This window comes from Marinimicrobium sp. ARAG 43.8, from assembly GCF_050113635.1.
In the GTDB taxonomy this organism is placed as follows: domain Bacteria; phylum Pseudomonadota; class Gammaproteobacteria; order Pseudomonadales; family Cellvibrionaceae; genus Marinimicrobium.
Genome location: NZ_JBNJLT010000004.1, coordinates 39757 through 66382, shown reverse-complemented (window position 1 = coordinate 66382; position 26626 = coordinate 39757). Strand labels below are relative to the sequence as shown.

Below are 26626 nucleotides of genomic sequence, written 5' to 3'. Positions count from 1 at the left end.
CTATTTTATTGAATGGTCAGATTGAATCCCGGTTGCACAAAATTCGTGTCCGGATGAGCAATATTGTCCGTTACTAGATTATTGAATATAGCGGACCCATTGTTGGTATAGGTATAAATGGCTGCCCCGGGGTGTGGTCCGGAAAAACGCGAGGTAGTCACGCCGTCCAATCCCGTCCCGTCAATCACAATGTCGTTGAACACGACATTTTGAAATCCACCGTTGTAGCCCATTTGAACGGCACTGCGCTGAGTGTCATAGATGTCGATATTCGAAATCGTGACATTGCGGATCGGGTCAGTGGAGGCTTCCAGATCAATCGCACCGCGTTCACCACCCCAGGTATCCAGACTGGTTCCGCTGCGAATGATCGTGCTGTCGGAAAACTCAATACCGGTATTGTTCTGGAAGTGATAGCCGGGAAAGACTGTGTTCATGCGGAACCCTGAACTGCCCACGCCATCCACGATCAGATTGTAAGTGGCCTGGTGTCCACTGCCTCCAAAGAAAGCAATGCCGGCGGCGCGCCAGTTGAATTCAATAGTGTTGTGGGTAAAGGTGTTGTTGACACCCTCCGGGGCACCATTGACGTTGCCGGTCCAAACCGCCAGGCCATCATCACCATTGTTGCGAATGCTGCTGTTGCGCACCGTGGAATTGCTGGTACCTTGCGCAAAGTTAATACCATCCGCCAGGTTATTGCGCACCCGGCTGTGCTCAATCAACAGATTGTCCGCGATAATCGCCGGGGTATGCGCGTAATCCCCCACCCAAAAGCCACATTCAAAATGCTCAACCCATACATTGTGCACGCGGGAGTTCACACCGAAGTTGTCCATGAACGCCTTGTAGATCGCATTCTGGTTATAGCGGGACCGTAACATCGAGTTCATATACACATGACTGAAATCCAGTTGCCCCACAACACGGAAAGAGATTCCACCCGAGGCCGCGTTTGGATTGGTGAACTGGATATTGGTATGCCAGATGCCGGCGCCCATGATGGTGATATCATTGATTTCATCGCCCACCTCACCGATCACCCACATATTGTCCAGATGGAAGGTGCCCGGCGGAATGTAAAGGCTCTGGCCGTTGGCCACCGCTGCATCGACTGCCTGGTTGAACGCGGTCAGATCGTCCTGGCCATCGTCGGCAACCGCTCCGAAGTCAGTGACGGATACTGAGTTGGCTGGTCGACCAATGGCGACGGGCACGGTTTCAATCTCAAGGAAGTCCACGCCGTATTCAAGACTATCTCCGTTGGTTTTTTCAATTCGGATCACATCGCCCGGTTGCAGTGGAGAGGCCAGTGTCCAGTGAACTTCATCAAAGCGGAAGAGCGGATCGCCTCCGGCGGGCGTGTCCGATGGATGACCACCACCAGGGGTAAAGTACTGGTAGTTGTAGTAAGACGTCAGCGGAACGGTCTGTGCTTTGGTGCCGTTGACAAACACATCCAGCGAACCGCTCAGACCCATGCCGTCGGAGGCATCGGGCATGGTAAAGCGCATGGTGACGCCCGCACCCCCCTGATCACTGCGAATGGTCCATTCTGCATAAGCGCCGTTTGCAGGCAGAGCGACATACGCCTGTCCAGAGGCTTCCGAGGCAGTCAGCGACTGATCGAAATCTGGAGCCGAACGCAGCACCGCACCACCGCCATAATCGGCGTCCTGAGTATCGTAGCGATCGTAGGGCATGTTCGCGCCATGCTCATCATTGGGCTCTGGATGGCCACCGGGATCGCCGCCGCCTTCTTCCAGCGTCGTGGCAAAAATGGCACCGCTGTTGGAAGAGGTCCCAAACTCGTTGTAGGCACGCACGCGGTAACCATAACTGGTTTCCGGTGCCAGCTCGCTATCCTGATAACTGGTGGCTGTCACATCCGCCACCACGTTGCCATCGCGCAGCAATTCATAGCCATCGGCGTGCGCCACTGCATCCCAGGCAAGATAAATCGTCGTATCCGATTCACCGGTCACACGGAGATTATCCGGTGTTGCCGGTGGCACCGGATCAATAGCCCCACTGATGTGCAACTCGGCAATTTGCGCAGCGCTCCAGCCACTGTTGGACGATACTTCAATGCGTATATACCGGGCCGCCGTTTCCGTAACGCCCACCGTGGCAAAGTTGCCTGTGGCGGGATCGAAAGTCAGTTCAGTAGCGTTGGCCAGGGTACTGAACTGACTGCCGTCCTCACTGCCGAGCACGGCAACGGTTTGCGTGCGGGTTTGCCAGGCAGGATCATCCGGCAGCATCAGCGTCACTTGGTCCACCAGGTAATCTGCTCCGAGATCCACAGTCAAATGCTGCGGTAACGTCCCCGTGCTTTCCCAATATGTGGTGCGGTCACCATCCACTGCATTTTCCTGCGTGTGGAACCCCTGGCTGCTGGAGGCCGTGACCGGTTGACCTTCGGCCACGTTGTCACCCGCCGGGGGGTTGGGGTTTGGATTAGGGGAACTTCCCGCTTCACCCAGCACTTCCAGTTCCGATACCTGCGCCGCCGGCCAGGTGGTATTAGCGCTAAAAACCAGGCGAACAAAGCGCGCATCGGTATCGGGCACATCAATGGTGACGATATTCGAAGACGACGGCTCGAATACATAACCAGTGCTGCTCATCAGTGGCGCATAGTCACTGCCGTCGATGCTGCTTTGAATCGAAAAAGTTTGGGTACGGCTTTCCCAGCCACTGGGCAGTGCCAGGGACAATGCCTCGACACTGGCTACCGAGCCGAGGTCCAAAGTGAGCGATTGCGGGAAAGCGCTGTTCTGGCTCTCCCAGTAACTGCTCTGATCGCCATCGTTGGCCAGGTGAGCTGCAAAGCCGCTCACGGCGCTACTGGCCGTGATACTTTTTCCCTCGGCGAGATTTTGCTGGCCATAGGCCGGTGACCACGCCAACGCGGTCGTTGCCAGAATACCACCGATTAAAGCGACTTTGCTTAACGATGTCAGCCGCTGAGTAGAAAGGTTTTTCATAATATTCAACCTCGTTTTATCGTTGTGAGGCGAGTGCTGGCTGTGTGCCGGAAGCATCGGTGAAGGTTTATTATCCTTGTCCTTTTTTCCGATGCTGGGAAAACTAGTACAGGTGAGCGAGCACGTCTATGACGCTCAGTGGGATTGGACGCCTGAAATCGTTCTCAGGCCATGAAATCGTTATCAGATTCCAGCCAAAATGTTTGGTGTCGATAACAATGGTCCAAAGAACCATTAATAGAGGACGTCTAAAAAGGCGGGGTCGTGACAGCCGCTTGACGTGGGCAAGGCGGTATCTAAATCGGTCCGGTGCTTTCCCGCACAATCAGTCTGTGCTCAAGCACTCGCTTGACCGACGGCATCGGTTCGCCATTAAGCTGGGGCAGTAGTAACTCCATACAGGCACGACCGATTTCAGCCATGGGCTGAGCAACGGTCGTCAGGGGCGGACAGCAATAGTTGGCGTACGAAATATTATCGAACCCCATGACCGACATATCACCGGGAACGCTCATGCCCAGTTTAAAAAGACCCGCCAAACAACCCATCGCCATCTCGTCGCTGAACGCGAAAACCGCTGTGGGACGCTGTTTCATTGTCGCCAATTTCAAAGTCGCCTGTTCCGCTTTGGCGAGCCCGTAATCACCGCTTTCCACTAGAGCCTCATCGTAGGACAAACCCGCCTTTTCCAACGCACGCCGATAACCTTCCAGCCGCCCCTGGGTACTGGGAGAGCTTCGGTTACCAATGATCGCGCCAATGCGTCGGTGCCCGAGAGATATCAAGTACGCCACGCCTTCCTCGGCCGCTGCCGCATTGTCGATATCCACCTGGGCCAATCCGTTGATGGGAACCAGCTCGCAGGCATTAACCATCGGTGGCAGTTGCTCGGATAAAGGGGTTGAGGGGTCTACGTCAAACGGCAGTCGCGGACAAAACAATAAGATACCGTCAGCTTGCCTTGAACGCGCCATCGCCGCAAAGGATCGCTCGCGACTTTCCATCTCCTGGGTATCCCCCAGCAAGAGGGAATATCCATGCTCCAGCGCGATGCTTTCCATGGCGCGAATCACCGGGTAGTTAAACGCGCTGATTGCATCGGGGATAATCGCCACCAACCGGTTGGTTTTGGCTGTGCGCAAGCTGACGCCCAGGCTGTTCGGGGTATAGCCGGTACGGGCAATGACTGCCAGCACCTTCTCCCGCTTGGCCTCGGAAACCCGTTCTGGATTGCGGAGTACCCGGGATACGGTGGCGGGTGAGACATTGGCTTCAAGCGCAATTTCCCGGATGCACGTCACAGCCTGACTCCTTATTGTGATGTTGTCGTTGGCTTACGGTTCGTGGTAGACGATTCATCATAGCGAATCGTGGCAGGTAGGTAAACGCAGGGGCCCGGGGCCGAGTAAAAAGGGGCGGGAAGAGAGTGTTTCACCCTTACCTTCCCGCCTTGAGGCAATGAGCTGCCTCCAGTCTGCCAAACCTGTTCCATGGTCAGTATGAAAGGAGACTCCGTACACAGCCGAACAATACGCCGCCTGTGCCGTCATCCCTGACTTGAATGAAAGCGCCATCCTCCCGGTCAGCGCCTTTTCAACCCCCTTATCAGGGAGAGAAAACTGTGACTAAAGCCGCTCTACACGGATAGCGGCTCCGCCACCCGCCGCCAGGGACAGATTGATTTTGTCGCCTTTTTTCGCCGGTAGAGTCTCAATGGTATAAGCCCCCGGGTTATCGCGGTAATGCGCGCTATCAGCGTCCCGATAAATGGTCGCTCGATAGCGTGTGTCTGCTTCCAGAAAGTCCAGCACCAAAGTGACATCCCGGGACTGTTCATTGGTAATGGCGCCGATGTACCAGTCATCACCCCCTCGCTCCTGCCTTGCAATGGCAACACTCTCTCCGATCTCTCCGGACAGTACGCGGGTAGTTTCCCAGTCCACAGGCACCTGCTGGATAAAGGCAAAAGCATCCGGGTGTTTCTCATAGTTCTCGGGAAGGTCTGATACCATCTGCACAGGTGAATAGATCACCACATACAGCGCCAGCTGTTTAGCCAAGGTGGTATTCACCTGATTTTTTGGTCGGGTAGGGAGCGTTAACTCGAAGGCACCCGGTGTAAAATCCATTGGCCCGGACAGCATGCGGGTGAAAGGAAAAATCGTGGTGTGATTGGGAGGATTGCCACCATTCTCACCCCAGGCGTCGTACTCCTGGCCACGAGCTACTTCACGGGAAACGATATTGGGATAGGTGCGACGCTCCCCGGTATCTTTTACCGTTTCGTGCGCCACTACCATGACGTGGTGTCGGGCCGCCGTTTTAATCACACGCTCGGCATGATTCACAAAATACTGGCCTTGATGATAGTAACCGTTGGTCAGGCGCTCACCAGTTTCCACATAGCCAGTCTTAACCGCTTTCATGCCATGATCTTCCAGGAATTGATAAGCCTCTTCCAGCTGGCTTTCGTAATTGGTGACCGCTGCACCGGTTTCATGATGACCAATGATGTAGACGCCTTTTTCTTTCGCGTACTGCACCACGGTTTCCACATCATAGTCCGGGTGGGGCTCGGTAAAACTGAAAGCCGCGCCGCCGTGGTTATACCATTCACTGTCCCAACCGATATTCCAGCCCTCCACAAGAACACCGTCAAAGCCATTTTGCGCCGCAAAATCAATGTATTTTTTTGTGTTCTCGGTAGTCGCACCGTGTTTTGGACCAGAAGCCCAGGTGCTGTGCTCCAGATGCAGTTCCCACCAAATACCCACGAACTTTCCGGGTTTGATCCAGGACACATCCCCGAGGCTATTGGGCTCGTTCAAATTAAGTGTCAGATAATTTGTCATTAAATCACCGGCTCGCTCTTCCACCAGCATTGTTCGCCAGGGACTATGGAAGGGCAAATCGACTTTGGCCTTGACCGATGTATGAGGTGTGAGCGGAACCAGTTCCGCTTTAAGCCGGTGATTGCCCACCGGCTGCAGGTTCATGGTGCTGTAATCACGCAAGGCCGCTTCGTGAATACTGAGAAAGAGGCCATCTTCTGTTTCCAGAGTCAGCGGCGTGTGCACCAAGGGTGCCTGATCCACTGACGTCTTTTGATATAGGTACTCGTATTGATTGCCAGCCTGGGCCGGCGTCCACCACGCCTGGTGATTGCCGGTGAGCGCTATTTCAGTGAGCTCGTCCACAATCTCGACCGATGTCGTGCCGGCCCACTTCGGCAGTTCGTAACGAAACCCAAAACCATCGTCAAATAACCGGAAAACCACCGTGAAGGTACGGCGCTTGTCCGTGCGTTCACGCAGCGTCACGGATACTTCCTTGAAATGATTCCGTATAAAGTGCTCCTCTCCCCAGGGTTGTTCCCAGGTATCGTCCACTGTTCGACGCTGCACCTTTTGTATTTCAAGATTATCCCTTAACGCCGATTGGTTTTTGAAAACCAGGCCCAAAGCGGAAGGCGCAACCAGGTCGTGATCCCGGTAGCTCAACTGATAGCGAGGTTCGCCATTTTCAGAGAAGAACAGCGATAGTGACAGTGCACCCGAAGGCGACGAAGCAGTGACGGATTGCGGCTCTTCAATCCCGCCCGTGGAGCAGGCGAGGGTAGGTAGCAACAATATTAATAGTCCGGTCAGGCAGAGTTTTTTCATAATGGCAGGGGTTTTTCACAGTAAAAGAATAGGTGGCAAACACAAGCAAAGCCCCAGCCTTTGAGAGCAAGTGATCGCCTGCGATGACAAACATCGCGCCCATCAAAGCAGGCCATCACTCACCCGAGCCGGGCGCTGGTTCTAAAGCTAGAAAGAGGCACGCACACCCAATGTATAGCGCGGACCACTTTCCTCCGCCAACAGGAAGTGGTTGGAGAAGCGGCCGTGCCAGCGGGTTTCTTCCCCGGTCAGGTTGATGCCTTCAAAGAACAGCGACACGTTATCCGACAGGTTGTAGCTGGCGCTCAAGTCAAACTGGCCGTAGTCGTCCACAAAGGTAGGCTCCGCGACCCCGCCCTGATCCAGGGACTGCAGAAATCCATCCCGGTAGTTGTAGGCAAGACGAACATCAAAGCGCTCATTTTCGTAGAAGCCCACCAAGTTATAGGAGTCACTCAGCCCCACCAATGCAAATCCATTGTCGAATGTGTTGAGGTCATATTCGGCATTGGTATTCACAAAGGTCGCGTTCGCTAAAACCCCAAAACCAGTGTTACCAAACATATGCTGTACGGCCAATTCATAGCCGTTGACATCCGCGGTCTCCACGTTGGACGGCTGGGTTACCGAGAACTCAATGACTTCGTCATTGGGGTCGACGATATCCGAGGGAGAACCACCGGGCGGAATCAGCGTCACATCACCCGTGGCCGGGTCGGTGATAGGCTGACCGTTCTCGCCGATAAAGGTCTGACTGCTGGTGGCGTTTACAATAAAATTGTCCACCTGCTTGTAGAACACGCCCACTGATGCATAGCTGCCTTCGCCGTAGTACCACTCTAAAGACAGATCGATATTGTCGGATTCGAGTGGTTTAAGGTCCGGGTTACCGGCTGTCACCGGGTAGGGCCCATTTTGCTTGAGGTCCCGGAACTCCAGATTGGGACGCAGTTCTTCCATGGATGGCCGGGTGATGGTTTTGGAGTAGGCGGCCCGCGCCAGCAAATCGTCAGTAATGTTGATTCGGAAGTTTACGTTGGGCAGGAACATGGAGTAGTCAGACTCCAGTTTCGTCGGCGTCACCGGCGTCAGCACTTCATTTAACACCTCCGCACCTTCGGCTTCCACACGCAAAATAGAAGACAGGTTGCCCATGATCGCCAGGTCCGTTCGCTCGTATCGCAATCCTGTAACCAGGCCATAGGGATAACCGCCAATCTCTCCCTCAAACTGCAACTGGGTATAGAGCGAGAGGATATCCTCCTCAATATCGTAAGACTCGGAAGGTACCGGCTGCGTGGTGAACGGCACACCGACGTGGCCTTCGTATATCTCGCGGAATTCGTCGTGGTCAAACCGAAGCCACTGGGTTTGCGTATTGCCGCTTCCGCTCACGCCATCAAGAAAATCGGAGCCCGCATCCAGGACAGTAACCTGCGGTGGGGCAATCTCCGTCCAAAAGTACTCCCCGCCACAGAACATACAGTTCAACGTGGCACCGGGTCCAACAAAGGCGCGCGGTTCGTTTTCCGCAACGGTCTCCGCCTCGGCTTCGGTCAAACCCCGGCCCGTTGTAAACTGTTCACGCGCCTTGGTGCGACTTTTATACGACAGGCCAAAGTCGGCTTTCACCAGACCGCTCGACTCGCGGGCATTGAATGCACCGGCAAGCTTAAACTGGTCAATGGTGTCGTTCACAACTCGACCATTACGAATGGTGAAACCGGGACGCAGGTTATCCGGGTCCAGATAATCGCTGTTGGGTATCGTCAGATCGCCGTTCTCATCCGGCTGATACGGTGTCGTACCCGTGCCGGACTCAAACCCGGAAATCGCGGGTATAAAGCCATCCACCATATCCCAGGTAAGACGGTTGCGATAACCCATCGTCACCTGGGAGTTACCGTAACCCATAGGGTCGTCATACTCCGATTCCGAACGGTATGCATCGGCTGTCAACGTGAGCGTATCGGTCACGTCCCACTCAACGTTCAATCCGGCCATTAATGTGTCGGATTTTCGGTTTTCCTTAATTGCATTAAACTCGGTTGCCTGTACAACCCCTTCCCCTTCTCTCCGATCGGCGATGAAGTGCGTCACGGTGCCATTCTCATCGGCGACCACATCCCGCCAGTCCGGGCGGCTGCCAAACCAGTGCACCAGCATATTCTGGTCACGCAGAAGCTCGTAATCCGAGTAAAGCGCATCCGCCGTTATGGTAATGTCGTCAGAGGGTGCAAACTGCAGTACCAGGTTGGCATTGTCCCGCGTACGCTGGTCGCGCTGAACCTGTATGAAATGGTTTTGAGGCAGGTATAGGCGGCCTTCCGGGTTGGCGTTGGCGGTAAGCTCTGATTCATCCGGATACAAATTGGACCCCGAGTTGGCCTCTACCCTTGCCCAGCTCACGTTATTGACGCGGTTGACTCGCGAATCACGCTCAAAATGATTGTAGGCGAACAACACACCAAACGTCTCGTCGGCAAAGGTGCCACTGTACAACACGGACGCCTGCGGACTTTCCTCTTCGGCGATGCTTTCGTAGTTGACTTTCACTGTCCCGGCCACTTTATTGCCGATGTCAAAAGGGCGTGGCGTTTGAAGATCAATCACAGAACCGATGCCACCTGAATCCGTCAGTGCAGAGCCACTTTTGTTCACGACGATGGCATTGATCATTTCCGAGCTTAGTGTGTCGAATTCGAAATCGCGATTGATGTTTTCTGAGGTCAGCTGACGGCCATTCAGGGTGGTGACGTTAAAACGGGGACCAAAACCGCGCACGGTGACAAACTTGCCTTCGCCACCCTCACGGTCAATGGACACACCCGGGATGCGCTGTAGGGATTCCGCCAGGTTGGTATCCGGAAATTTACCAATGTCCTGCGCATTGATGACATCCACAATGCCGGAAGCATCGCGTTTGGTGTCCATCGCCGAAACCAGAGCGCCTCTGACGCCCGTTACTACAATTTCTTCCAGTGCATCTACTTCATTTTGTGCCTGTGCCTGGGTATTCAGACCGACTGCCGCGCAAGAAGCGATGGCGCTTACCAGCAAGTTTTTCTTGAAGCATCGCTTGGTGTTCATGGGGTTCTCCGATTATTGATTTATAAACTTATTGTGGTTGTACCGACTCGAACGGATGCTATGCCTCCTTCACCCGCACGTCTACGGGCAAGGGGGCGTCACGCACGTGAAAACGTTTTCCAATCCCTGAAAACGTTTTCTGCCAGATAGCACTCAATCCGGTAGAATGACGACAACACAAAGCGACAGCCGGAACGAGCGTTATGCACACAGCAGCAATCAATGAGGTGGTCATACTCGGTGGTGGCACGGCAGGCTGGATGGCCGCTGCCAGCCTGGCCCGTTATTTTGAAGGACGCGACGCCACCATTACGCTGGTGGAATCGGAAAGCATTGGGACCGTCGGAGTGGGGGAAGCCACCATCCCCAGCATCCGAAACTTCAATGCCTCGCTCGGTATCGACGAATTGGCGTTTATTCGCGCCACCGGGGCGACCTTTAAGCTCGGGATCGATTTTGTTGATTGGCGCCGTAAAGGCACCCGCTTTTTTCATCCTTTTGCCGATTTCGGCCAACCTCTCAACGGCGTACCGTTTCATCACTATTTAAGCCGGTTGCAAAATAGTGCGCTGGAAGACTTCAGTTTCGTCACTCAACTGGCGTTGAAAGGCCGATTTGCCCAACCCCACAGCGAACCGCCGACGCCGCTGGCCGCCTACGGTTATGCCTACCACTTCGATGCGGCGCGCTACGCCGACTATCTGCGCCAGTACGCCGAACAACGCGGCGTCCGTCGCATAGAAGGCCAGGTTGACGAGGTCGTCCAGAACCGGGATACCGGCGATATCGAGGCGTTGCGCCTGGAAAGCGGCCAACGCGTTGGAGGCCAACTGTTTATCGATTGCTCCGGGTTTCGAGGGTTACTGATTGAACAAACATTGAAGGCCGGTCACGACGATTGGCGTCGTTGGTTGCCTTGCGACAGCGCCGTAGCGGTTCAGGCCGCGGGCATGGACGAACCCACCCCCTATACCCGCTGTACCGCGCTGGACTGCGGCTGGCAATGGCGTATCCCGCTGCAATCGCGCACCGGCAACGGATACGTTTACAGCCAGGCCTTCTGCCATGATGAACAGGCTCGCTCAACTTTGATGGAGCGCGTACCGTCACCGCTTAATGAACCGCGTCATTTTCGGTTTACCGCAGGGCCTCGTCGAAAAATCTGGATAAAAAACTGCTTTGCGCTGGGGCTTGCCTCTGGGTTTCTGGAACCGCTGGAAAGCACCAGCATTTCCCTTATCCAGACCGGCATCAGTAAGCTGCTGTCGTTCTTTCCCGAATCGGGCTTTAACGAACACGACCGCGATGAAGTTAACCGGCTGCACCACCACGAGTTCGAACGCATCCGGGATTTTCTGGTTCTTCATTATAAGGCGACCGAACGGGACGACACCGAGTTCTGGCGTTATTGCCAGGCCATGCCCGTACCGGATTCATTGGCACACAAGATGGCCCTGTTTGAACACCGTGGGCACATTCTCCAGCACGAACCCGAGGCATTTGAGCCGGATAGCTGGCTGTCGGTTTATTGGGGAATGGGAAAGCGACCCGCTCATTACGACATTCGTGCGGACAAGATACCCGCCGAACAGCTACAACAGGAGCTGGAAAAAATGCGGCGTGTCATTGCGCAGGCTTCCGCGCAGCCAATGTCACACCGGGATTTTATTGATAAACATTGCGCCATGGAGCGCGACGCATAGAAAACCGCCCTTGGCAATGCCAGGGCGGTTTTTCTCGTATGGCATCCTTGCCGGTGAAAAATCCTTCAAACATTTCATCAGAAGGTGTAACGAGCACCGACTGACCAGCGAGCCTCATAGATATTCTGGAACGCTTTCTGATCCGAGAACTCCAGGTAGGTTTGCTGGAACTCTTCCGTGATGTTGGCGCCATTGAGGTACAACGCCAGTTCGTCCGTCACATCCCATGTCACATTCAAATCCAGCTGACCATAATCATCCTGGTAAAGGTTTTGCAGACCGATGGCACTGCCACCCACGGACATCAGGCGAGCAGAGCGCCAGTTGTAAGCAAGCCTTGCTGACAGGAACTCATTCTCAAACCAGCCCACGACGTTGTAGGTGTCTTCGGAGTTGTTGGGGAACGGCAGTTCTCTTCCCTCGATACCCACACGATCCTGTGAACTGTCGGACAGGGTATAGTTAACATCGAAACCAAAGTTGGAGAGGAACCCGTCGGTCAAATCACTGAACGCCACCTTCGCCGCCAGTTCGACACCCTGTACCTCGCCACCACTGCCCTGAACCGGCGCACTGAACGGATGGGGACCGCGGAAAATGCCATCCGCATCCGGCTCGTTAATCATCAGCGTATCGGTTTGGATGAAGCTATCAATTTCGATACGGAACAGCGCGGCGCTCAGCACCGATGCGTTGCCCATGTACCATTCACCACTCAGATCGTAGTTTTTGGCACGCGTCGGGTCCAGATCCGGATTACCGTTCAAGGTACCGTTGGCGACCCGCATACACTGACATTCTTCATTGAACACACGACCGACACTCTTGGCACCGCCCCAGGTCAACAAGTCCAGCGGTTGCATGGTCTCACCGTACCCCAGACGGAATATCAGGTTATCAGTAGCTTCCCAGGCCACGTTCAAACTGGGCAGCACATCGGTATAGCTGCGCTGACTAACCTGGTCACCTTGGTCATAACTGACACCGGAACTGGGACGTTGACCACCGACGACGTTTTGCACCACAGTCAGATCGGTTTCAATGACTTTAACGCCCAGATTACCGGTGATGACATCGGCCAGTTCAAAGTTGGCTTGCACAAAATAACTGAACTCATCCAGCCCTACGCTGTAGCTGGAACCCGGCTGAGAGTAGCGAACCTGTTCCCCGGTGTAACGGGTTTGGAACGCCAGTGCGTCATCCATCGAGCGCGGATCAACCGCGATAACGCCAGGAATACCGGAAACCGGACCGTAATCATCAATGGTAATCGTCTCGAATCCCGTACCCAAATTCATCGGCGGCAGGAATGTATAGTTCGCCGTGAGCTGCTCACCAAAATCGTCGGACTCCGGATCCATGTTCAAAACCGGGTCGCCGTTAGAGTCAAACAGCAACTCACCCTGACGAGCATCTGGATCACAGGATTCATTTCCACCAAACTGATCGACCGCTTTCCACTGCGCTTCACAACCGGTTATCGCATTGCGCGCGAAGTAAGAAAATTCCTCACGATCCACTTTTCGTTCGCTTTGACGCAAGCCGAAATCAACGCTGGTAATGAAGGGCGTGTCTTCAAACTCATAGTTCCAGCGTGTGCTGAAAGTGTTCATCGTGGCGGAATTGTCGTAGTTGTTCTCCGACGACATGGCGCCGACATGGTAGGAACTGGCGTTAGCCATATAATCCGCTACCGTAGCTCCTGCGCCGAGCCCTCCGTCCACGGGCTGATCAAAACCGGTGAATACCGGATGTTTACCCGAAGCGTCGTAACCAATCATGAAGTCACGGCTGGTGATTGAATCAGGGGAATACTGAGCGAAGCAACCGCCAAATTCACCTTCTGGGCTACCCTCGATAGCATCAAAGCTTTGACACTGCTCCGCTGTCAACAATCCACCTGGACCAGTGACTCGAGTAGGTTGCTGGCCTGCGGGCAGAAGCTGACCGTCAGCACCATACGCCTGATCAATGCTCATCAGATCGCCTTCGATATAGGAATGGCGCATGGAGGCGTCAGCCGAGGCGCGCGTCAGGCGAACCTGACCGGTCAGCGGACCATCCAGATCAAAATTCAATTCAACGTTGGAGTTGTTAGACTCCTCGTTGTTGTAGTTGACCTGGGTAAAAGATTGCAGGCGCCAGGGCAACGCATCAAACGCATTGACAGCCGCCCAGTTTTGAATTTCTTCAACTTGAATGACTTCCTCAGATTCCAGTTCAACTGATTGCATCACCGGATACTGAAAACGCGTGTCACTTAACGCGCCTTCCTGCGGATAGGCGTAATCCGCAAAAGACTGCCACCGGTTATTGTGGGACATACCCGCACGGCGGTTCCAGCGCTCCTGTTTGCTGTAGAAGTGGTCAACGACTAACTCGACGCCATCGGCCAGTTCGGCTTGAAAAGAGACGTTAAGGCCATCGCGCTGACGCTCTTCCTCTTTGTGAAACGCCGCAAAGCCTTGGGGCACCACATGATATACGCGGTCGTAAACCTCCGGCGCCCAATCGCCAGCCTCTTCATCGTACTCGGGCGCAACCCAGGTATAGTTGTTGTTCGCGGCACCAATACCGCCATTTTCAGACGTATCAAAGTAGCCGTTGTAATCCGTTGCCAGATTTTTTTCAGTGGTAACGGCACTGATCAAAAGACCGACCTTGTCGTTGTTCCAGCCAATCAAACCACTAAGGGTGGGATCGGTTTCCTTGCTGATCGAACCCCGGTCAGCCTCGGCGGAAATAGAGGCGGTCCACCCCTGATCGAGATCAAACGGGCGACGGGTTTGCAGATCCACGGTGCCGGAAATTCCCAACGTATTCAGTGTCGCCAGCGGCGACTTATACACATCGGCACCCGAGAACAGTTGAGAGGGCAGATCACCAAAGTCGGCCCCGGAGGTGTCGATGGTGGTGGCGCTCAGGAAGGTTTCACCATTCATTGAAGTGGCAACGTTGGCCAAACCGCGAATCTGAACCGGACCACCTTCACCAGCGGTGCGTTCAACCTGAATACCCGGAATACGTTGCAGTGAATCGGCGATCGTGACGTCGGGGAGTTTACCGATGTCCTCAGCGGAAATAGCGTCAACCACGGATGCGGCATCCCGCTTGGTACTGACAGCGTTCAGCTGTGACGCGTACACACCAGTGACGACGATTTCTTCCAGCATGGGTTCACTCTGGGCCTGGGCAAAAGCCGGAGCCAGAAGCACCGATGAAATGCTGGTTGCGAGCAGTGTTTTCTTGAAACCCTGTGTGCGAGTTTCCATGACTACCTCCTAACGAGTGCTATTTGTTGTAGTGATGATTGTTGTAGTTACCGCCCTTGTTATGTGTGCTTGTATCAGCACTGTGCCAGCTTTATTTTTCCTTAACACCGGTATTTTCTACGCCCGACTGGACAACGTTGTCAAATGGTTTTATTAACTCTGTGACTGAGTACCACCCGTTATTCAAGACGGGTGGCACAGCTTTTCACATCGCCCACGCGACCACGTACCCAAACGGGGCTTTCTTCGCGGGAAATCCCGCCGAGGTTGCTCTGCCATTCGCCGTTGGCGGATGTTTTAACCTCGACGACCATCCCCGGGAATTCCGTATTGACTTGTAAGCGACCCTTTTCCCACCGAGCGCCTGGCGGACTGAGGTGAAACGCCACATCGGCTGCCGCCAGCTTGGGCAGCTCACGCTGCGCCAACACCGCCGCAAATTCGGCAAAGTCTTTACGCCGGGCCTTCACATCGGGCTCGTCGCTTTCCCATGAAGCCCGGTGCCACGCGCGCTCGGCCAAAGGCAGAAGGCGCGGATAAATCATGGTTTCCAACTGCTGAGCCGTCCGAATAGTCTCGGTCCACACCTGGCCTTGAATACCCAGAATATTTTCTGGCTTCTCCAGTGGCGGCATGGCACGGCCCACCAACGCTTCCAAATTGTCGATGGCGGCGCCTTCACGGGTTGTAGTGGCATTCGCGTACAAATGGCTCGGCATATAGCCAAACACTTTGCGGGTGTCGGTGTAGCGGGTTGCCCAGTAGTAACCGCGCTCGTCCGGGTGCGCCTCGTAGGGATGATCGAAATAAAGATGTGTGCCATGCGATAACACGACTTCAAAACCGGCATTGGCCAGGCGATGGGCACGATCGCCCACACCCCATTCCCAAATATTGTCCCAGGCGTTGGCAATCACGCGCGTGTTGTCGAACTGGTCCCGGTTGAACGTATTCTGGGCGTCGTACATCAAGCCATCTTCCCAGCCGGCCACCGCCAGGCCGCGCTGCTTGGCCATGGCGGCAACGCGACTGACAAAGTAGGGTTTCAGATCCGCCACACCGGCTACGCCTTGACGTTCAGTGAACAACGTCTGGCAGGCTGGAGAGCCGCTCCATGAACCTTTGCCAACTTCGTCGCCGCCCATGTGGAAAATGTTCAGCTTCAGGCCCGCCTCGCGGTACATTTGCTGCAGCTCGTACATGACCTTGTCCACAAACGCATAGGTGGACTCCAGGCAGACATTAATCGAGTTGTCGGTATAGTTCTGAACGGTGATGTAATCCGAGGTGTCGTCAGGGTCAGACAGCAGGTACTGACGGGCCGCTTCCGGCTGACCTGCTTCGGTGAGGCGGTAGTGCCGCGCTTCCATGGCTTTAATGGCGGCACGGGCGTGACCGGGCATATCCACTTCCGGAATTACTTCAATATGACGCGCGGCGGCGTATTTCAGAATTTCCACAAAGTTTTCCCGGCTGTAGAAACCATTACCACTGCCATCTTTATGAGGACCGGTGCCCAGCTGCGTCAGCAGGCAGTCGTTCTCGTCCGGATCAAAACAGCGGTACGCCCCGACGTCTGTCAGTTCCGGCAAGCCGGGAATTTCCAGGCGCCAGCCTTCGTCTTCAGTCAGGTGCAGGTGCAGTTTATTGAGCTTGTAACGCCCCATCTGTTCAATGAGCCGAAGCGTCACTGCTTGGCCGTGAAAGTTGCGGCCCATGTCGTAATGCATGCCGCGCCAGCCCGCACGCGGTGCATCGAGCACGGTCAGGCGCGGCAAGGTAAAGCGGCCTTGCTCGGCTCGGGCGGGCAACAGGTTCAGGAGGCTTTGCAAGCCATAGAAGGCCCCGGCGTTATCACGACCAATGATTTCAATAAGTTCACGCTCTACCACCAGCCGGTAACTCTCGGGTCCCTCGGGGAGATCGCTTAATCCCGGATCGACCTTCAGCTCAATGCGGGGGCCATCCAGGGCGTCCGTGGATAACACACGAGCAGGGGCCTTCCCCATAACCGCTTCAAGGCGTTCGGCCAGATAGGTCGCCTCGGAAGAGAGACGCCCCTCGTAGTGGATGGCCCAATCGGTGGTCAATGTGACATCGCCCCAGTGCGCATTCACACTGAGCGGCGTGGGGATGATCCGCTGCCGCAGCTCACTCTCCGACAGGCGCAAACCATCAAACACCCGGTTGGCGTCGTAACGCGTGCTCGCCGTCGCCCGGGGGACTTCATCGTTGGTGGACCGCCGCCATTGCTCCGGCCGTTCGATCACATCAACAAACGCATGGACATCCTCGGTATCAGTATTGGCAAACACCGCCGAACCCACGCCGGGCCAATGAATGAAGGCGCGGGGCATAAAGTCCGTATAGGCCACCATGGCGGCGGAAACCCGGTAGGGAAGGGTGAATTCACCGCCAGAGGCCAGCCCGGTGAAATCCTCGGTGGGCGTCAGCCGGTGGAGGTCGCCCTGAATATGCTGCAATTGCAAACCGCCCGAGTCAGTATTGGCGATTTTGCGCACCGAATGGAAATAAATTTCCCAATCGCTCTCACCCTCAGGCAAAACGACATCGGAACGATTATTCAGGGAAAGACGAACCAGAGGACCTTCTGCATCGGTGTTATCGACGATGCCGAAACGCCATTCCGCCTGACTGGCAAACGACTGCAACTGCGCTTCACTCAATGGCTCGGCGTGGCTTACCAGGCTGCACAAACATACGATAAGGGCGGCAAGCGTTCTCATTATTGGTCTCCCACGGGAATTCAGGATATCGGGGAGCATAGACCATAACGGACAACGTTGTCTAATCGAGTTTCAAAATTTTACAAGGTGTGGAAAAAAGTGACCGACAATAGGGCATCAAACCTTATCAACGGTCACAATTCGTAACATTACGGTGCAATCGGGGGCACAAATTTGGACAACAAACGAATATACGCCACCTGGTAGTCGTTATGGTTTTCCGTCACTTCCCAGGAGTTCAGCGGCCAGCTGTCGTTGAACTGCCGGTAGGATTTGGCCGGTGGCTGCCCAAACGGAGGGGATAGAGGCGCGCTGCCACATCGCGCATTGTTCTCCGCACCGCCGCAGCTATCGGGGCAACAGCTATCCCAGTTATAACCGGGATTGGGCCCGCCGACCAAAAATCCCGGTGCCGGACCGTAACTGGAATCCTGTGCCGAATCCCAATTGGGGCTGCCGTCGCTGAACCAGCTGTGGTAGAAGGTGTCCACAGAGCGATAAACGCCCAGGTGATACATATTGGACAAATACACCAGCCCCTGTGGGTTGGTGCCGTGCAGGTAGTGAAGATAGCCTTCCGATGCTTCGGCGATGGCGTGTTCCCGAGCCGGGTCAAGATGGTAGACATCCAGTTGTTGAAAGGTCAGCCCTTGGCGCGCCATGGTGCGATTGCTGCCCCAGGTGAAATCGCTGGCACCCAGATAGGCGCGATAGGCATCCAGCTCATTCTCAACCTGCCCCCAGTTGCTGTTCATCGCGGAGCGATAATCGTCCCGAATGTTATCGGCTATTTCTTCGGTGACACCGTCCAACGATGCGAAGTACAGAAGGTGCATTAATTCCGGCTCATTCCAGGGGCCAACCCAGTCGATGGGATGGGACTGATAATAGTCCTCTACCAGTGTCCGGTATTCCTCATCGCCGGTCAGCGCGTACAGATAGATAGCGGCAGCGCGCCTTTTAGCGGCACGGCCATTCTCGTCGACTTCCTGTTCGCCGGCGGCCACCTTGCCGGTATTCGCAAAGGTGATCTCTGGATGGCTTTGTGCCCAGGTCCAGGCATCCAGGGCACGTTGTCGTAATTCGGCGGCATAGTCGCTCCATTCATCTGTTCCCAGTGTCGAGAACACCAGACTGCCCAACGCAAACGCCTGGGCGCTGGTCAAGCTGGCCGAGGTGGTAGCAGGCCCGTAAATGCTGGGACCGGTGGCCGAGGACGGCGGGCTGGCGTGGTCCAGCCCCATCACCGACAGCACGGATCCATTGTCTTCCTGCATGCGCACCAGCCACTCCATGCCCCAGTGCACTTCGTTCAACAGATCCGGGATACCGTCACCGGAATCGGGCAGGTTGTAATCGTCACCCCAGACAGCGGGATTCTCGCGGTAGCTGTGCAGAAGAACCACCAGATAGTCAGCGTGCCAGTTGGTGTATTTGTTATAGTCCCCGGCGTCGTACCAGCCGCCGCGCAGATCCCGTTCCGTGCTGGCATCACCCGTCGCACCGTAACGGCGTGCCGCTGTGTCCTGACCAGAGCCCAGGTGGCTGGTGCCATCCGTCCAGCCGCTCTCTGCATAGAGAGATTCCTTGGGATAACCGGCCCGCTGGTAGAACAGGGTGCGCACGGCATCTTTCAATACGGGCTGGTAGACCGCTTCACCAATGGAAAACTCTGGAGAGCGCACGTTGCGCGAGCGATCCCACACCAAATAACGACCGGGTGTGGACACGTCGCTGAAATCAAACCACCACACGGCATCCCCGCTGGTGGCACTCACCTGGCCGCTGTTCCACACACTCGGCTCGCCTTCGTAGGCAACCTCGCCCGTGTCGACATTCACCAAGGCATAATCCGAACCAGGGGTGAAACTCAGGTTCGCATCATGCCCTTCGCGCGGGTCCCGCAGCACAGCTACCTTGCGACTTTCGGGCAAATAGCCGAACTGGTCAACGACCAGGCAGTCCGCCACGGGCACCGTGCTCTGTACGGTGGCGGCGGAAGCGCTGTCGGGCACGGTCTGGCCACAGACCATGGACTCACTGGAGGAACCCGGGGAGGGTGCCGGATCGGCTGAGCCGCCTCCACCGGAACCGCCGCAGGCAACCAGGGAGAGCGCCCCCCAAAAGACGAACAGCGTGACAACAAGGCTTTTCCTGATCAGGATAACGTGACGGAACATCGCATTGCCTCAGTTTATTGTTATGGTCTGATTGAATAACTTAGCCTAAAGTATTTCCAACCATTGGTAAACGGCCTGCGTGATTAAAGCCAGTGTTCACTCACCGCTTTCCCTACTTTGGAAAAAGCGCGTTCGGCGTTCATCAAGGACGTGTAACCCTCAGCGCACACCGCAATGACAATCGCCTCGCTCGCTGGTTGGGGGTTAATGATACCGACGTTGCAGGATCGACCAATCTGCGTCCCGGTTTTGTGGGCGAAATCCACATTCTCGGGCAACCCGGCTTTAATTCGATGGTCTCCGGTATTAACGGCACGCATATAGTTGAGTAGTCGTTCATTGTTCTGATCGCTCAGCAACTCACCCTTTGCAATTCTCTCCAACAAAAGCCCCATGGCACTGAGAGAACCGGCATTCAGGTCGGTCTGGTAATAGCGCTCAAATGCCTCGGCAACGCTGTTTGCCCGCACATCGTCAGCGTCCAGCTTCAGTTTTTCCAGAAAGCCGGTGAAACGATTGGGTAAGGCACCGGCGTTTTTCAGGTCGATAAAGTCCAGGTTGCTCAACTCGCTCGCACGAGGGTGGATCTCCCCGTAGGCTTCATAGCGCACTTGTAAAATCGTGGTAATCGGACCAAAACCCTCGGCAACCATCCGCTCGGTAATTTGCCGGTTGAGTGCCTCCTCACCCAGTAGTCGAATCAGCATATCCGTCGCCGTACTGTCACTGTGTGCCACTGAACGGAAATTCAGGTCATCAACCGTGTATTGGCTGCCAGGCGCTGCGTTTTGCAAGTCACCGGAGCCATCGACGTAATCACTTTCCTTCAGGGTAAGCTCCTGGGTGAGCGAGAGCGCTCCATCATCCACTTTTTGCAGTATCGCCACGGCCAGCGGAATCTTGATGGTAGAGGCGAGATACCACGGCCTGCCTCCCCGGTGAGACACCGTCTCTCCCGAATCCATTCGCTTAAGGTAAACACCCAGCCTGAGATCCTCTTCCTCTTCAATGGCCGCCATGCGCTCCGATAACGATCCTGCCTCTACCCGGCCAAAGACCGAGCCAATGAATAAAATCAGCAATAACAAGCCCTGCTGTCTTCGAACCGATAGTGGCATAAGCAACTCCTCTGTCAGTGATCGTTCAAGCATTGGGACTGCGTACCTCTCAGGCTGTTCCGTGTTCTCGCACCTCCCCTATTACCAAACTGGCGCGGCGACGCGGATTGCTTTACGGTAACTCTACCCAACTCCTGAGGAACAGTGCCATGCCCAGTGGATACGGACGCATTGACGCCCTGGACGCCCTGCGCGGGTTTGCGCTGCTGGGTATTCTGGTGGTCAACATTCAGGTATTTTCCGGTTGGGGCTTTCTCGGTCCGGAAGGGCGCGAGCCGCTGTCCCGCTCGGAATACGACCATAGCCTGCTGTTTTGGCTCAAAGTATTTGCCCACGATAAATTCTACAGTCTGTTTTCTTTGCTGTTCGGGTATAGTTTCGTTTTGGTCGCCGCCAGCAAAGGCGCCTTTTTCCACCTCAAACGCATGTTTGGACTCGCGCTGATCGGACTGGCCCACGCCCTGCTGCTTTGGCCCTGGGATATTTTACTGATGTATGCGGTCATTGGCGTCATGCTGACACCGTTCCTGCGTTGCGGACCCAAGACATTGCTCAGCGCGGCCGGCATCTTGTTGATGGCGGTCGGGGCGGGTCGCTTTTTACTGATGGACGCCGCAAAAACCATCACCTGGCACCAGGACTGGTTGAGCGCACTCGCCGAACAAGTGCCCGTGTTCGCCGCCGGCGCTTACGGTGAAGTGCGCCAGGCCAATCAAGCGTTGCTGCCCGCCAATATCCTGGATCGGCTGGCCGATCTGCGTCCCGCCCGGGTCATGGTGCTGTTTCTTCTGGGCGCGGCAGCGGCGCGGTGGGGGCTGGCGAAACCCGAACCAAAGAAAGCACGAGCGCTGGTATTGATCGCCATCGTGGCCTGGCCAATCGGTCTGGCCTGCGCCATTGGAGAGCAATGGTTAGTCGAGCAGGGCGATACCACCAGCGCTCTGTTTATCGTGAATGAAACACTGGCGGGACCCGCTATGGCGATGGTTTACGGCTCATTGTTGATGTGGCTGTGGAATAATACCGGCATATTGGGACGCCTCCTGCGCACGCCTTTCGCTCCGATTGGGCGAATGGCTTTGACCAATTACCTGGCTCAATCCGCCATTGGCGTTTGCCTGTTCTATGGTTTTGGCGGTGGTTATTTCGCTGAGTACTCGCTGGCTAATCTGATGCTGTTCAGTGCCATACTTTTTATCGCCCAAGTGCTGTTCAGCGCTTTATGGCTGGCCCTGTTTCGGCAGGGGCCTGTGGAATGGCTGTGGCGCTGGCAGACGCAAGGGAAACGATCTCCCTTGTTGAAAACCACGGCTTAGAAGGTACTCAACCCCGTCGTCTCCATTATTCGATAGAGAAGGCGAGGCCATAGACGCTCATCGGCATACGCCTCGTAGGCGACACTGTACTGGCGATCATCGCGGTTCGACCAGCGGTCATCAAACCAGTCTGCCGCTTCACGAAACGGAGCCTGGGGTGTCTCCCCACTCAGCAATACACTGGTTTCCAGATTAAGGTTATGCAGGTTGCGGCGGGTGAAATTGGTCGAGCCCAGCAGCATTTGCGCCTTGCCATTTTGGCTGCGGTGCATCAACCATTTGGCGTGACACTGCTCGCCGTGCGTATCACACCAACGCACCGACACTCCGGCCTGCACCAGTTCATGAGCAACCGGTCGATTGGGCACACCGTTTTTTTCGCGGCCAAAGGCGTCCTTATTGGGATCGAGTAACAAGCGCAGCACTACACCTCTCTCAGCCGCTTTCCTGAGCTCATGAACGATGTGTCGATCCGATACGTAAAACATGGCCATATCCACCCGGTCGCCCGGCTGTGCCTGCTGGAGCATGTCCAGCACCGCACGCTCCACGGCGCGCTCGGTCACGATGCGCAAGGTCGCAGGATTTTGCCGGTCAGACGTCGTGCGAGCACGTTGGATTCCCGGCACCGGCGTCGGGCCGTTGGAAAAAGCCAGGACTGCCGTTTCACTATCGAGTAGATCCCAGGCGGCCGCGCCCCCAAAACGCAGCGCCACATTGCCGTGGGCACTGCTGCCATCGTGCGGGTTGGCGGACGTCACCAGCGCCACCAACTGGTCTCCGTCATCCGTGATCGCCAGCTTGCGGTGGTTGGCTTTGAAGTTCAGCAGGGCGAGATAGCTGCGCACCGAGACCCGACCCTCGCCAAAGGGGTTCGGAAGGGCTTTGCCTTCGCTGTTTCCCCAGGGTTGAATAAAAGGCCGCCACAGGGAGGAGTAGAGCGGATTGCTGTCGCGCAAACGCGGCAAGCGAGTCAGTGTCACCGGAATATTGGCTTCTTCCAGTGCCGCAAAGTGCGGGGAAGCCAGGCCACCATAGACCGTATTCAGCGGATCGGAGACCACCAGCACCTGCATAGCCGGATGCCGCTGTTTCTGCTGTATCAGTGCCTGGGTCAGTTCAGAGGCAAGAGCCCGGTGCGTCGTGTCCATCGCACCTTGATACTCATTGAACAAAAACATATCGACCAGAACAAAACGTTCGGCCCGGGCAATCATGTTTTTGATTTCGTCAAAAATCACCTGCTCGGAATGGCGGGTTCCGTCGGCTTCCACATAGGTGCGGTCCGCCAGAAAAACCGGGCTGGCCACCGACCTCGCGGGTCCGGTGAAATTGATCCCTTCAGGCAGAGGTTTCCAGGTGTGGTAGACCCCCACGCCGACCAGCAGCAACAGTAGCGCTAACAGCGTGATTTTAAAGAAAGCAAAGCATCGATATCGCATCAGGCGCCATCCATTCCCAGCGCGACTCACGGCGCTTTTTTGACCGGCCTTTGCCAGCCCTGGATATTGCGTTGACGACCGCGGCCAACCGCAAGTTCATCGTCTGCGATATCACGAGTAATGACCGAACCGGCACCCACCGTTACATTTTGGCCGAGTTTGACCGGCGCCACCAAAGCGGTGTTAGAACCAACAAAAACGTTGTCACCGATTTCGGTAACAAATTTGTTCACGCCATCGTAATTGCAGGTAATGGTGCCCGCGCCAACGTTCACTTGTTTGCCAACTTTGCTATCGCCAATATAGCTAAGATGATTCACCTTGCTGCCTTCGCCAATACAGGCCTTTTTGATTTCCACAAAGTTGCCCACCCTGGCGCCATCAGCCAGCTGGGTGCCGGGGCGCAGGCGAGCGAAGGGACCAATGGCGCAACGGCTCGCTACTTGGGCGCCTTCAATCACCGAGTTGGCTTTGATCACTGTGCCTGCGCCAATCACGCAATCTTTCAGATAGCAGTTTGGCTCGAGCGTCACGCCGTCTTCAAGCATGACTTCACCCTCAAACAGGCAATTCACATCAATCACCACGTCGCGGCCCGCCGTGAGACGGCCCCGGCAATCGAAACGTGCCGGGTCCAGCAGTGTCACCCCTTCCACCATCAGGGCATCGGCCTGGCAACGCTGATAATAACGCTCCAATGCGGCTTGCTGCTGGCGGTTATTAATGCCCTCCACCTCCTGAGGCGCAGCGGGCTGGGCGACGTGAATGGATAAACCATCGCGCCGGGCCATGGCGATGATATCGGTCAGGTAATACTCGCCCTGGGCATTGTCATTGCTCAGTGACGGCAGCCACTTCTGCAAATGCCCGGCTTTTGCGGCGAGAATGCCCGTGTTGATTTCAGTGATGCGGCGCTGCTCGTCGGTGGCGTCCTTGTGTTCCACAATAGCCTCCACCTGCCCGTCGCTATCTCGCACAATACGGCCGTAACCATCCGGTTTTGGAAGGTCCACCGTCAACAACCCCATCGTATCGTCGCTGACCGCTTCCACCAGTTGCTGTAACGTTTCCGGGCGGGTCAGCGGTACGTCACCGTAAAGAACCAACACAGTGGCATCGTCCCGGAAATGGGGCAGAGCCTGGAGCACAGCGTGTCCCGTACCCAGCTGTTCGGTTTGGGCAACGCAGCGAATGTCATCGGCGGCCACCTGCGCTTCCACCTGATCAGCCCCGTGTCCCACCACCAACAGGATGCGATCACTGCCCAGAGCGCGGGCGCTATCAATCACGTGCTGAACTAAAGATCGGCCCCCTACCGGGTGCAACACTTTGGGCAAATCCGAGCGCATGCGGGTGCCTTTGCCTGCGGCGAGAACGACGATATCAAGCATGTAGGTTCCTTTCGCGATGAACGAGTGGTCTAATAATAAGGGCTTTATTCTACCGGTTTATGCCGCTGAATGCCGAGACTGGCCACAAACAAACCAAACTGGAGCTGCCGTATGATCGACTGGTCAAAACCGTTATTTCTTGTTATTGGCACGGCGATCACTGCCTTGTGCGCGACAGCGGCCGTGGCGGATAATCCGATTGTTCCGGGCCAGTATGCCGATCCTGAAATACGGATTTTCGACCATCGCTTCTGGATTTTCCCCACCTATTCCGCCAGTGAAACCACACCGGACCAACCGGTTGTGCTCTCCGAGCAGCAACGAGAGATGAGAGAAAACCCGGACATCTGGTCGCCCTTTCTGAAACAGACCTTTATGGATGCCTTCTCCTCGCCCGACCTGGTGAATTGGACGCGTCATCCGCGTGTGCTGGAGGTTGCCAATATATCCTGGGCGGCTTACGCGCTGTGGGCACCTTCGGCCATCCAGGCCAACGACCGCTATTACCTGTTTTTCGGTGCCAACGACATTAAGGACAACGAGCAGTTGGGCGGTATTGGGGTGGCCGTGAGTGATGACCCTGAAGGTCCGTATCGCGATGCCCTCGGGAAGCCGTTGATCGGGGAAATTCATAACGGCGCCCAGCCTATTGATCAGATGGTCTTCCGCGACGACGACGGTCAGTTCTATCTGTACTACGGCGGTTGGCAGCACAGTAACGTCGCCAGACTCAGCGATGACCTTCTTAGTCTGGAGCCGTTCGATAACGGTGAATTTTTTAAGGAAATCACCCCGAGCAAGGATTATGTGGAGGGTTCGTTCATGGTGAAGCGCAAAGGGATTTACTATTTGATGTGGTCAGAAGGGGAGTGGACCGGTCCGGATTACAGCGTGGCGTACGCGACCTCCCATTCTCCAGTCGGACCTTTCGAGAACAAAGGGAAAATTCTTCAGCAGGACAACAAGATCGCCAGGGGCGCAGGGCATCACTCTGTGGTCAATATCCCGGATACGGACGATTGGTACATCGTTTATCACCGCCGTCCTCTGCACAGTGATGACGGCAATCACCGGGTCCTGGCCATTGACCGTATGATCTTTAATGAAGATGGAACCATCAAGCCCGTGATCATGACGGACGAAGGGATAAGCCCGGTCACGTTGCCGTAGTTTTGCAATCGCCATAACAAAAAAGGCGGCCTTAAACAGCCGCCTTTTTTGTCAGTGCATCAGCTGAAAGCGCCTACTTGTTGCGGCCTACACGCTTGCGAATGGACTGCAGCGTACGCAACTGTGCCGCCGCTTCAGCCAGCTCAATAGCCGCCTTGGAGTAGTCGATTTCACCACTCTGGTTGGTCAATTGTTTCTGGGCGGCGTCTTTGGCCTGTTGAGCAGCAGCCTCATCCATATCATCCGCCCGCAATGCCGTGTCGGCCAGTACGGTCACATGGTAGGGCTGCACCTCCAGATATCCCCCGGAAACGTAGTAGATTTCTTCGTCGCCATTGTCCTTGACCACGCGCACAGGGCCCGGCTCGAGGCCGGTCAACAGCGGCGCATGTCCGTAGGTGACACCCAGATCCCCCAGGGACCCGGTGGCCACGATCATCTTCACCAGTCCGGAGAAGATTTCCCGCTCTGCACTGACAATGTCACAGTGAACTGTCATAGCCATATATCTGCCTCTAATTCAGGGTCAGGAACCCGGCGTCGCC

Annotated in this window: 14 protein-coding genes; 3 read left to right on the top strand and 11 right to left on the bottom strand. The window is 55.6% G+C overall.

What is annotated here, in order from left to right; genetic code table 11:
* Window positions 1-5 precede the first annotated feature (5 nt).
* The 4 genes from ACQCLF_RS09370 to ACQCLF_RS09355 all read right to left on the bottom strand — a co-directional run bounded on the left by ACQCLF_RS09370 (window position 6) and on the right by ACQCLF_RS09355 (window position 9742).
* Window positions 6-2990 carry a discoidin domain-containing protein gene (locus ACQCLF_RS09370; RefSeq protein ID WP_426986578.1) on the bottom strand — a complete coding sequence of 995 codons (2985 nt, stop codon included), beginning with the start codon at window positions 2988-2990 and terminating at the stop codon, window positions 6-8.
* A 296-nt stretch (window positions 2991-3286) separates the two neighbouring features.
* Window positions 3287-4291 carry a LacI family DNA-binding transcriptional regulator gene (locus ACQCLF_RS09365; protein WP_426986577.1) on the bottom strand — a complete coding sequence of 335 codons (1005 nt, stop codon included), beginning with the start codon at window positions 4289-4291 and terminating at the stop codon, window positions 3287-3289.
* Window positions 4292-4615: 324 nt separating this feature from the next.
* Window positions 4616-6619, bottom strand: a complete 2004-nt coding sequence (locus tag ACQCLF_RS09360; RefSeq protein ID WP_426986575.1) for a glycoside hydrolase family 97 protein — start codon at window positions 6617-6619, stop codon at window positions 4616-4618.
* A 180-nt stretch (window positions 6620-6799) separates the two neighbouring features.
* Window positions 6800-9742, bottom strand: a complete 2943-nt coding sequence (locus tag ACQCLF_RS09355) for a TonB-dependent receptor (RefSeq protein ID WP_426986573.1) — start codon at window positions 9740-9742, stop codon at window positions 6800-6802.
* 203 nt (window positions 9743-9945) lie between these two features.
* Here ACQCLF_RS09355 and ACQCLF_RS09350 point away from each other — a divergent pair, with 203 nt between their 5' ends.
* Window positions 9946-11445, top strand: coding sequence for a tryptophan halogenase family protein (locus ACQCLF_RS09350; protein ID WP_426986571.1), 1500 nt, complete (start codon window positions 9946-9948; stop codon window positions 11443-11445).
* A gap of 77 nt (window positions 11446-11522) precedes the next feature.
* Here the strand turns inward: ACQCLF_RS09350 and ACQCLF_RS09345 are convergent, their stop codons facing one another.
* From ACQCLF_RS09345 to ACQCLF_RS09330, 4 genes are all read right to left on the bottom strand, one after another.
* Complete coding sequence (locus ACQCLF_RS09345) at window positions 11523-14717, bottom strand: TonB-dependent receptor (RefSeq protein ID WP_426986569.1); 3195 nt, start codon at window positions 14715-14717, stop codon at window positions 11523-11525.
* A gap of 179 nt (window positions 14718-14896) precedes the next feature.
* A complete protein-coding gene (locus ACQCLF_RS09340; protein WP_426986567.1) occupies window positions 14897-17464 on the bottom strand; it encodes a family 20 glycosylhydrolase in 2568 nt (855 codons plus the stop codon).
* Window positions 17465-17613: 149 nt separating this feature from the next.
* Complete coding sequence (locus ACQCLF_RS09335; protein WP_426986565.1) at window positions 17614-19644, bottom strand: glycoside hydrolase family 9 protein; 2031 nt, start codon at window positions 19642-19644, stop codon at window positions 17614-17616.
* Window positions 19645-19727: 83 nt separating this feature from the next.
* The gene (locus tag ACQCLF_RS09330; protein WP_426986563.1) at window positions 19728-20762 is read right to left on the bottom strand and encodes a serine hydrolase; all 1035 of its coding nucleotides are present in this window, start codon (window positions 20760-20762) and stop codon (window positions 19728-19730) included.
* Window positions 20763-20911: 149 nt separating this feature from the next.
* Between ACQCLF_RS09330 and ACQCLF_RS09325 the strand changes: the two genes are divergently transcribed.
* A complete protein-coding gene (locus ACQCLF_RS09325) occupies window positions 20912-22078 on the top strand; it encodes a DUF418 domain-containing protein (protein ID WP_426986561.1) in 1167 nt (388 codons plus the stop codon).
* Here ACQCLF_RS09325 and ACQCLF_RS09320 read toward each other — a convergent pair.
* Together ACQCLF_RS09320 and glmU are read right to left on the bottom strand one after the other, a co-directional pair.
* Window positions 22075-23520: a phospholipase D-like domain-containing protein gene (locus tag ACQCLF_RS09320; protein ID WP_426986559.1), complete on the bottom strand. Its 1446-nt coding sequence runs from the start codon at window positions 23518-23520 to the stop codon at window positions 22075-22077. The two genes, ACQCLF_RS09325 and ACQCLF_RS09320, sit on opposite strands and share 4 nt — an antisense overlap.
* Before the next feature lie 26 nt (window positions 23521-23546).
* Window positions 23547-24911: a bifunctional UDP-N-acetylglucosamine diphosphorylase/glucosamine-1-phosphate N-acetyltransferase GlmU gene (gene glmU / locus ACQCLF_RS09315; protein ID WP_426986557.1), complete on the bottom strand. Its 1365-nt coding sequence runs from the start codon at window positions 24909-24911 to the stop codon at window positions 23547-23549.
* A 111-nt stretch (window positions 24912-25022) separates the two neighbouring features.
* Between glmU and ACQCLF_RS09310 the strand changes: the two genes are divergently transcribed.
* Window positions 25023-26081 (top strand): glycoside hydrolase family 43 protein, encoded by a 1059-nt coding sequence (locus ACQCLF_RS09310; protein ID WP_426986555.1) that lies wholly within the window; start codon window positions 25023-25025, stop codon window positions 26079-26081.
* 73 nt (window positions 26082-26154) lie between these two features.
* On the opposite strand, the gene ACQCLF_RS09305 is transcribed toward ACQCLF_RS09310, so the two are convergent.
* Window positions 26155-26586 carry a F0F1 ATP synthase subunit epsilon gene (locus ACQCLF_RS09305; RefSeq protein ID WP_426986553.1) on the bottom strand — a complete coding sequence of 144 codons (432 nt, stop codon included), beginning with the start codon at window positions 26584-26586 and terminating at the stop codon, window positions 26155-26157.
* Window positions 26587-26626 lie beyond the last annotated feature (40 nt).

What these genes read in the sequence shown, in the direction of transcription:
- ACQCLF_RS09370 (WP_426986578.1), bottom strand. Translation starts at nt 2,990, where the DNA reads ATGAAAAACCTTTCTACTCAGCGGCTGACATCGTTAAGCAAAGTCGCT.
- ACQCLF_RS09355 (WP_426986573.1), bottom strand. Translation starts at nt 9,742, where the DNA reads ATGAACACCAAGCGATGCTTCAAGAAAAACTTGCTGGTAAGCGCCATC.
- ACQCLF_RS09350 (WP_426986571.1), top strand. Translation starts at nt 9,946, where the DNA reads ATGCACACAGCAGCAATCAATGAGGTGGTCATACTCGGTGGTGGCACG.
- ACQCLF_RS09345 (WP_426986569.1), bottom strand. Translation starts at nt 14,717, where the DNA reads ATGGAAACTCGCACACAGGGTTTCAAGAAAACACTGCTCGCAACCAGC.
- ACQCLF_RS09340 (WP_426986567.1), bottom strand. Translation starts at nt 17,464, where the DNA reads ATGAGAACGCTTGCCGCCCTTATCGTATGTTTGTGCAGCCTGGTAAGC.
- ACQCLF_RS09335 (WP_426986565.1), bottom strand. Translation starts at nt 19,644, where the DNA reads ATGTTCCGTCACGTTATCCTGATCAGGAAAAGCCTTGTTGTCACGCTG.
- ACQCLF_RS09330 (WP_426986563.1), bottom strand. Translation starts at nt 20,762, where the DNA reads ATGCCACTATCGGTTCGAAGACAGCAGGGCTTGTTATTGCTGATTTTA.
- ACQCLF_RS09325 (WP_426986561.1), top strand. Translation starts at nt 20,912, where the DNA reads ATGCCCAGTGGATACGGACGCATTGACGCCCTGGACGCCCTGCGCGGG.
- ACQCLF_RS09320 (WP_426986559.1), bottom strand. Translation starts at nt 23,520, where the DNA reads ATGCGATATCGATGCTTTGCTTTCTTTAAAATCACGCTGTTAGCGCTA.
- glmU (WP_426986557.1), bottom strand. Translation starts at nt 24,911, where the DNA reads ATGCTTGATATCGTCGTTCTCGCCGCAGGCAAAGGCACCCGCATGCGC.
- ACQCLF_RS09310 (WP_426986555.1), top strand. Translation starts at nt 25,023, where the DNA reads ATGATCGACTGGTCAAAACCGTTATTTCTTGTTATTGGCACGGCGATC.
- ACQCLF_RS09305 (WP_426986553.1), bottom strand. Translation starts at nt 26,586, where the DNA reads ATGGCTATGACAGTTCACTGTGACATTGTCAGTGCAGAGCGGGAAATC.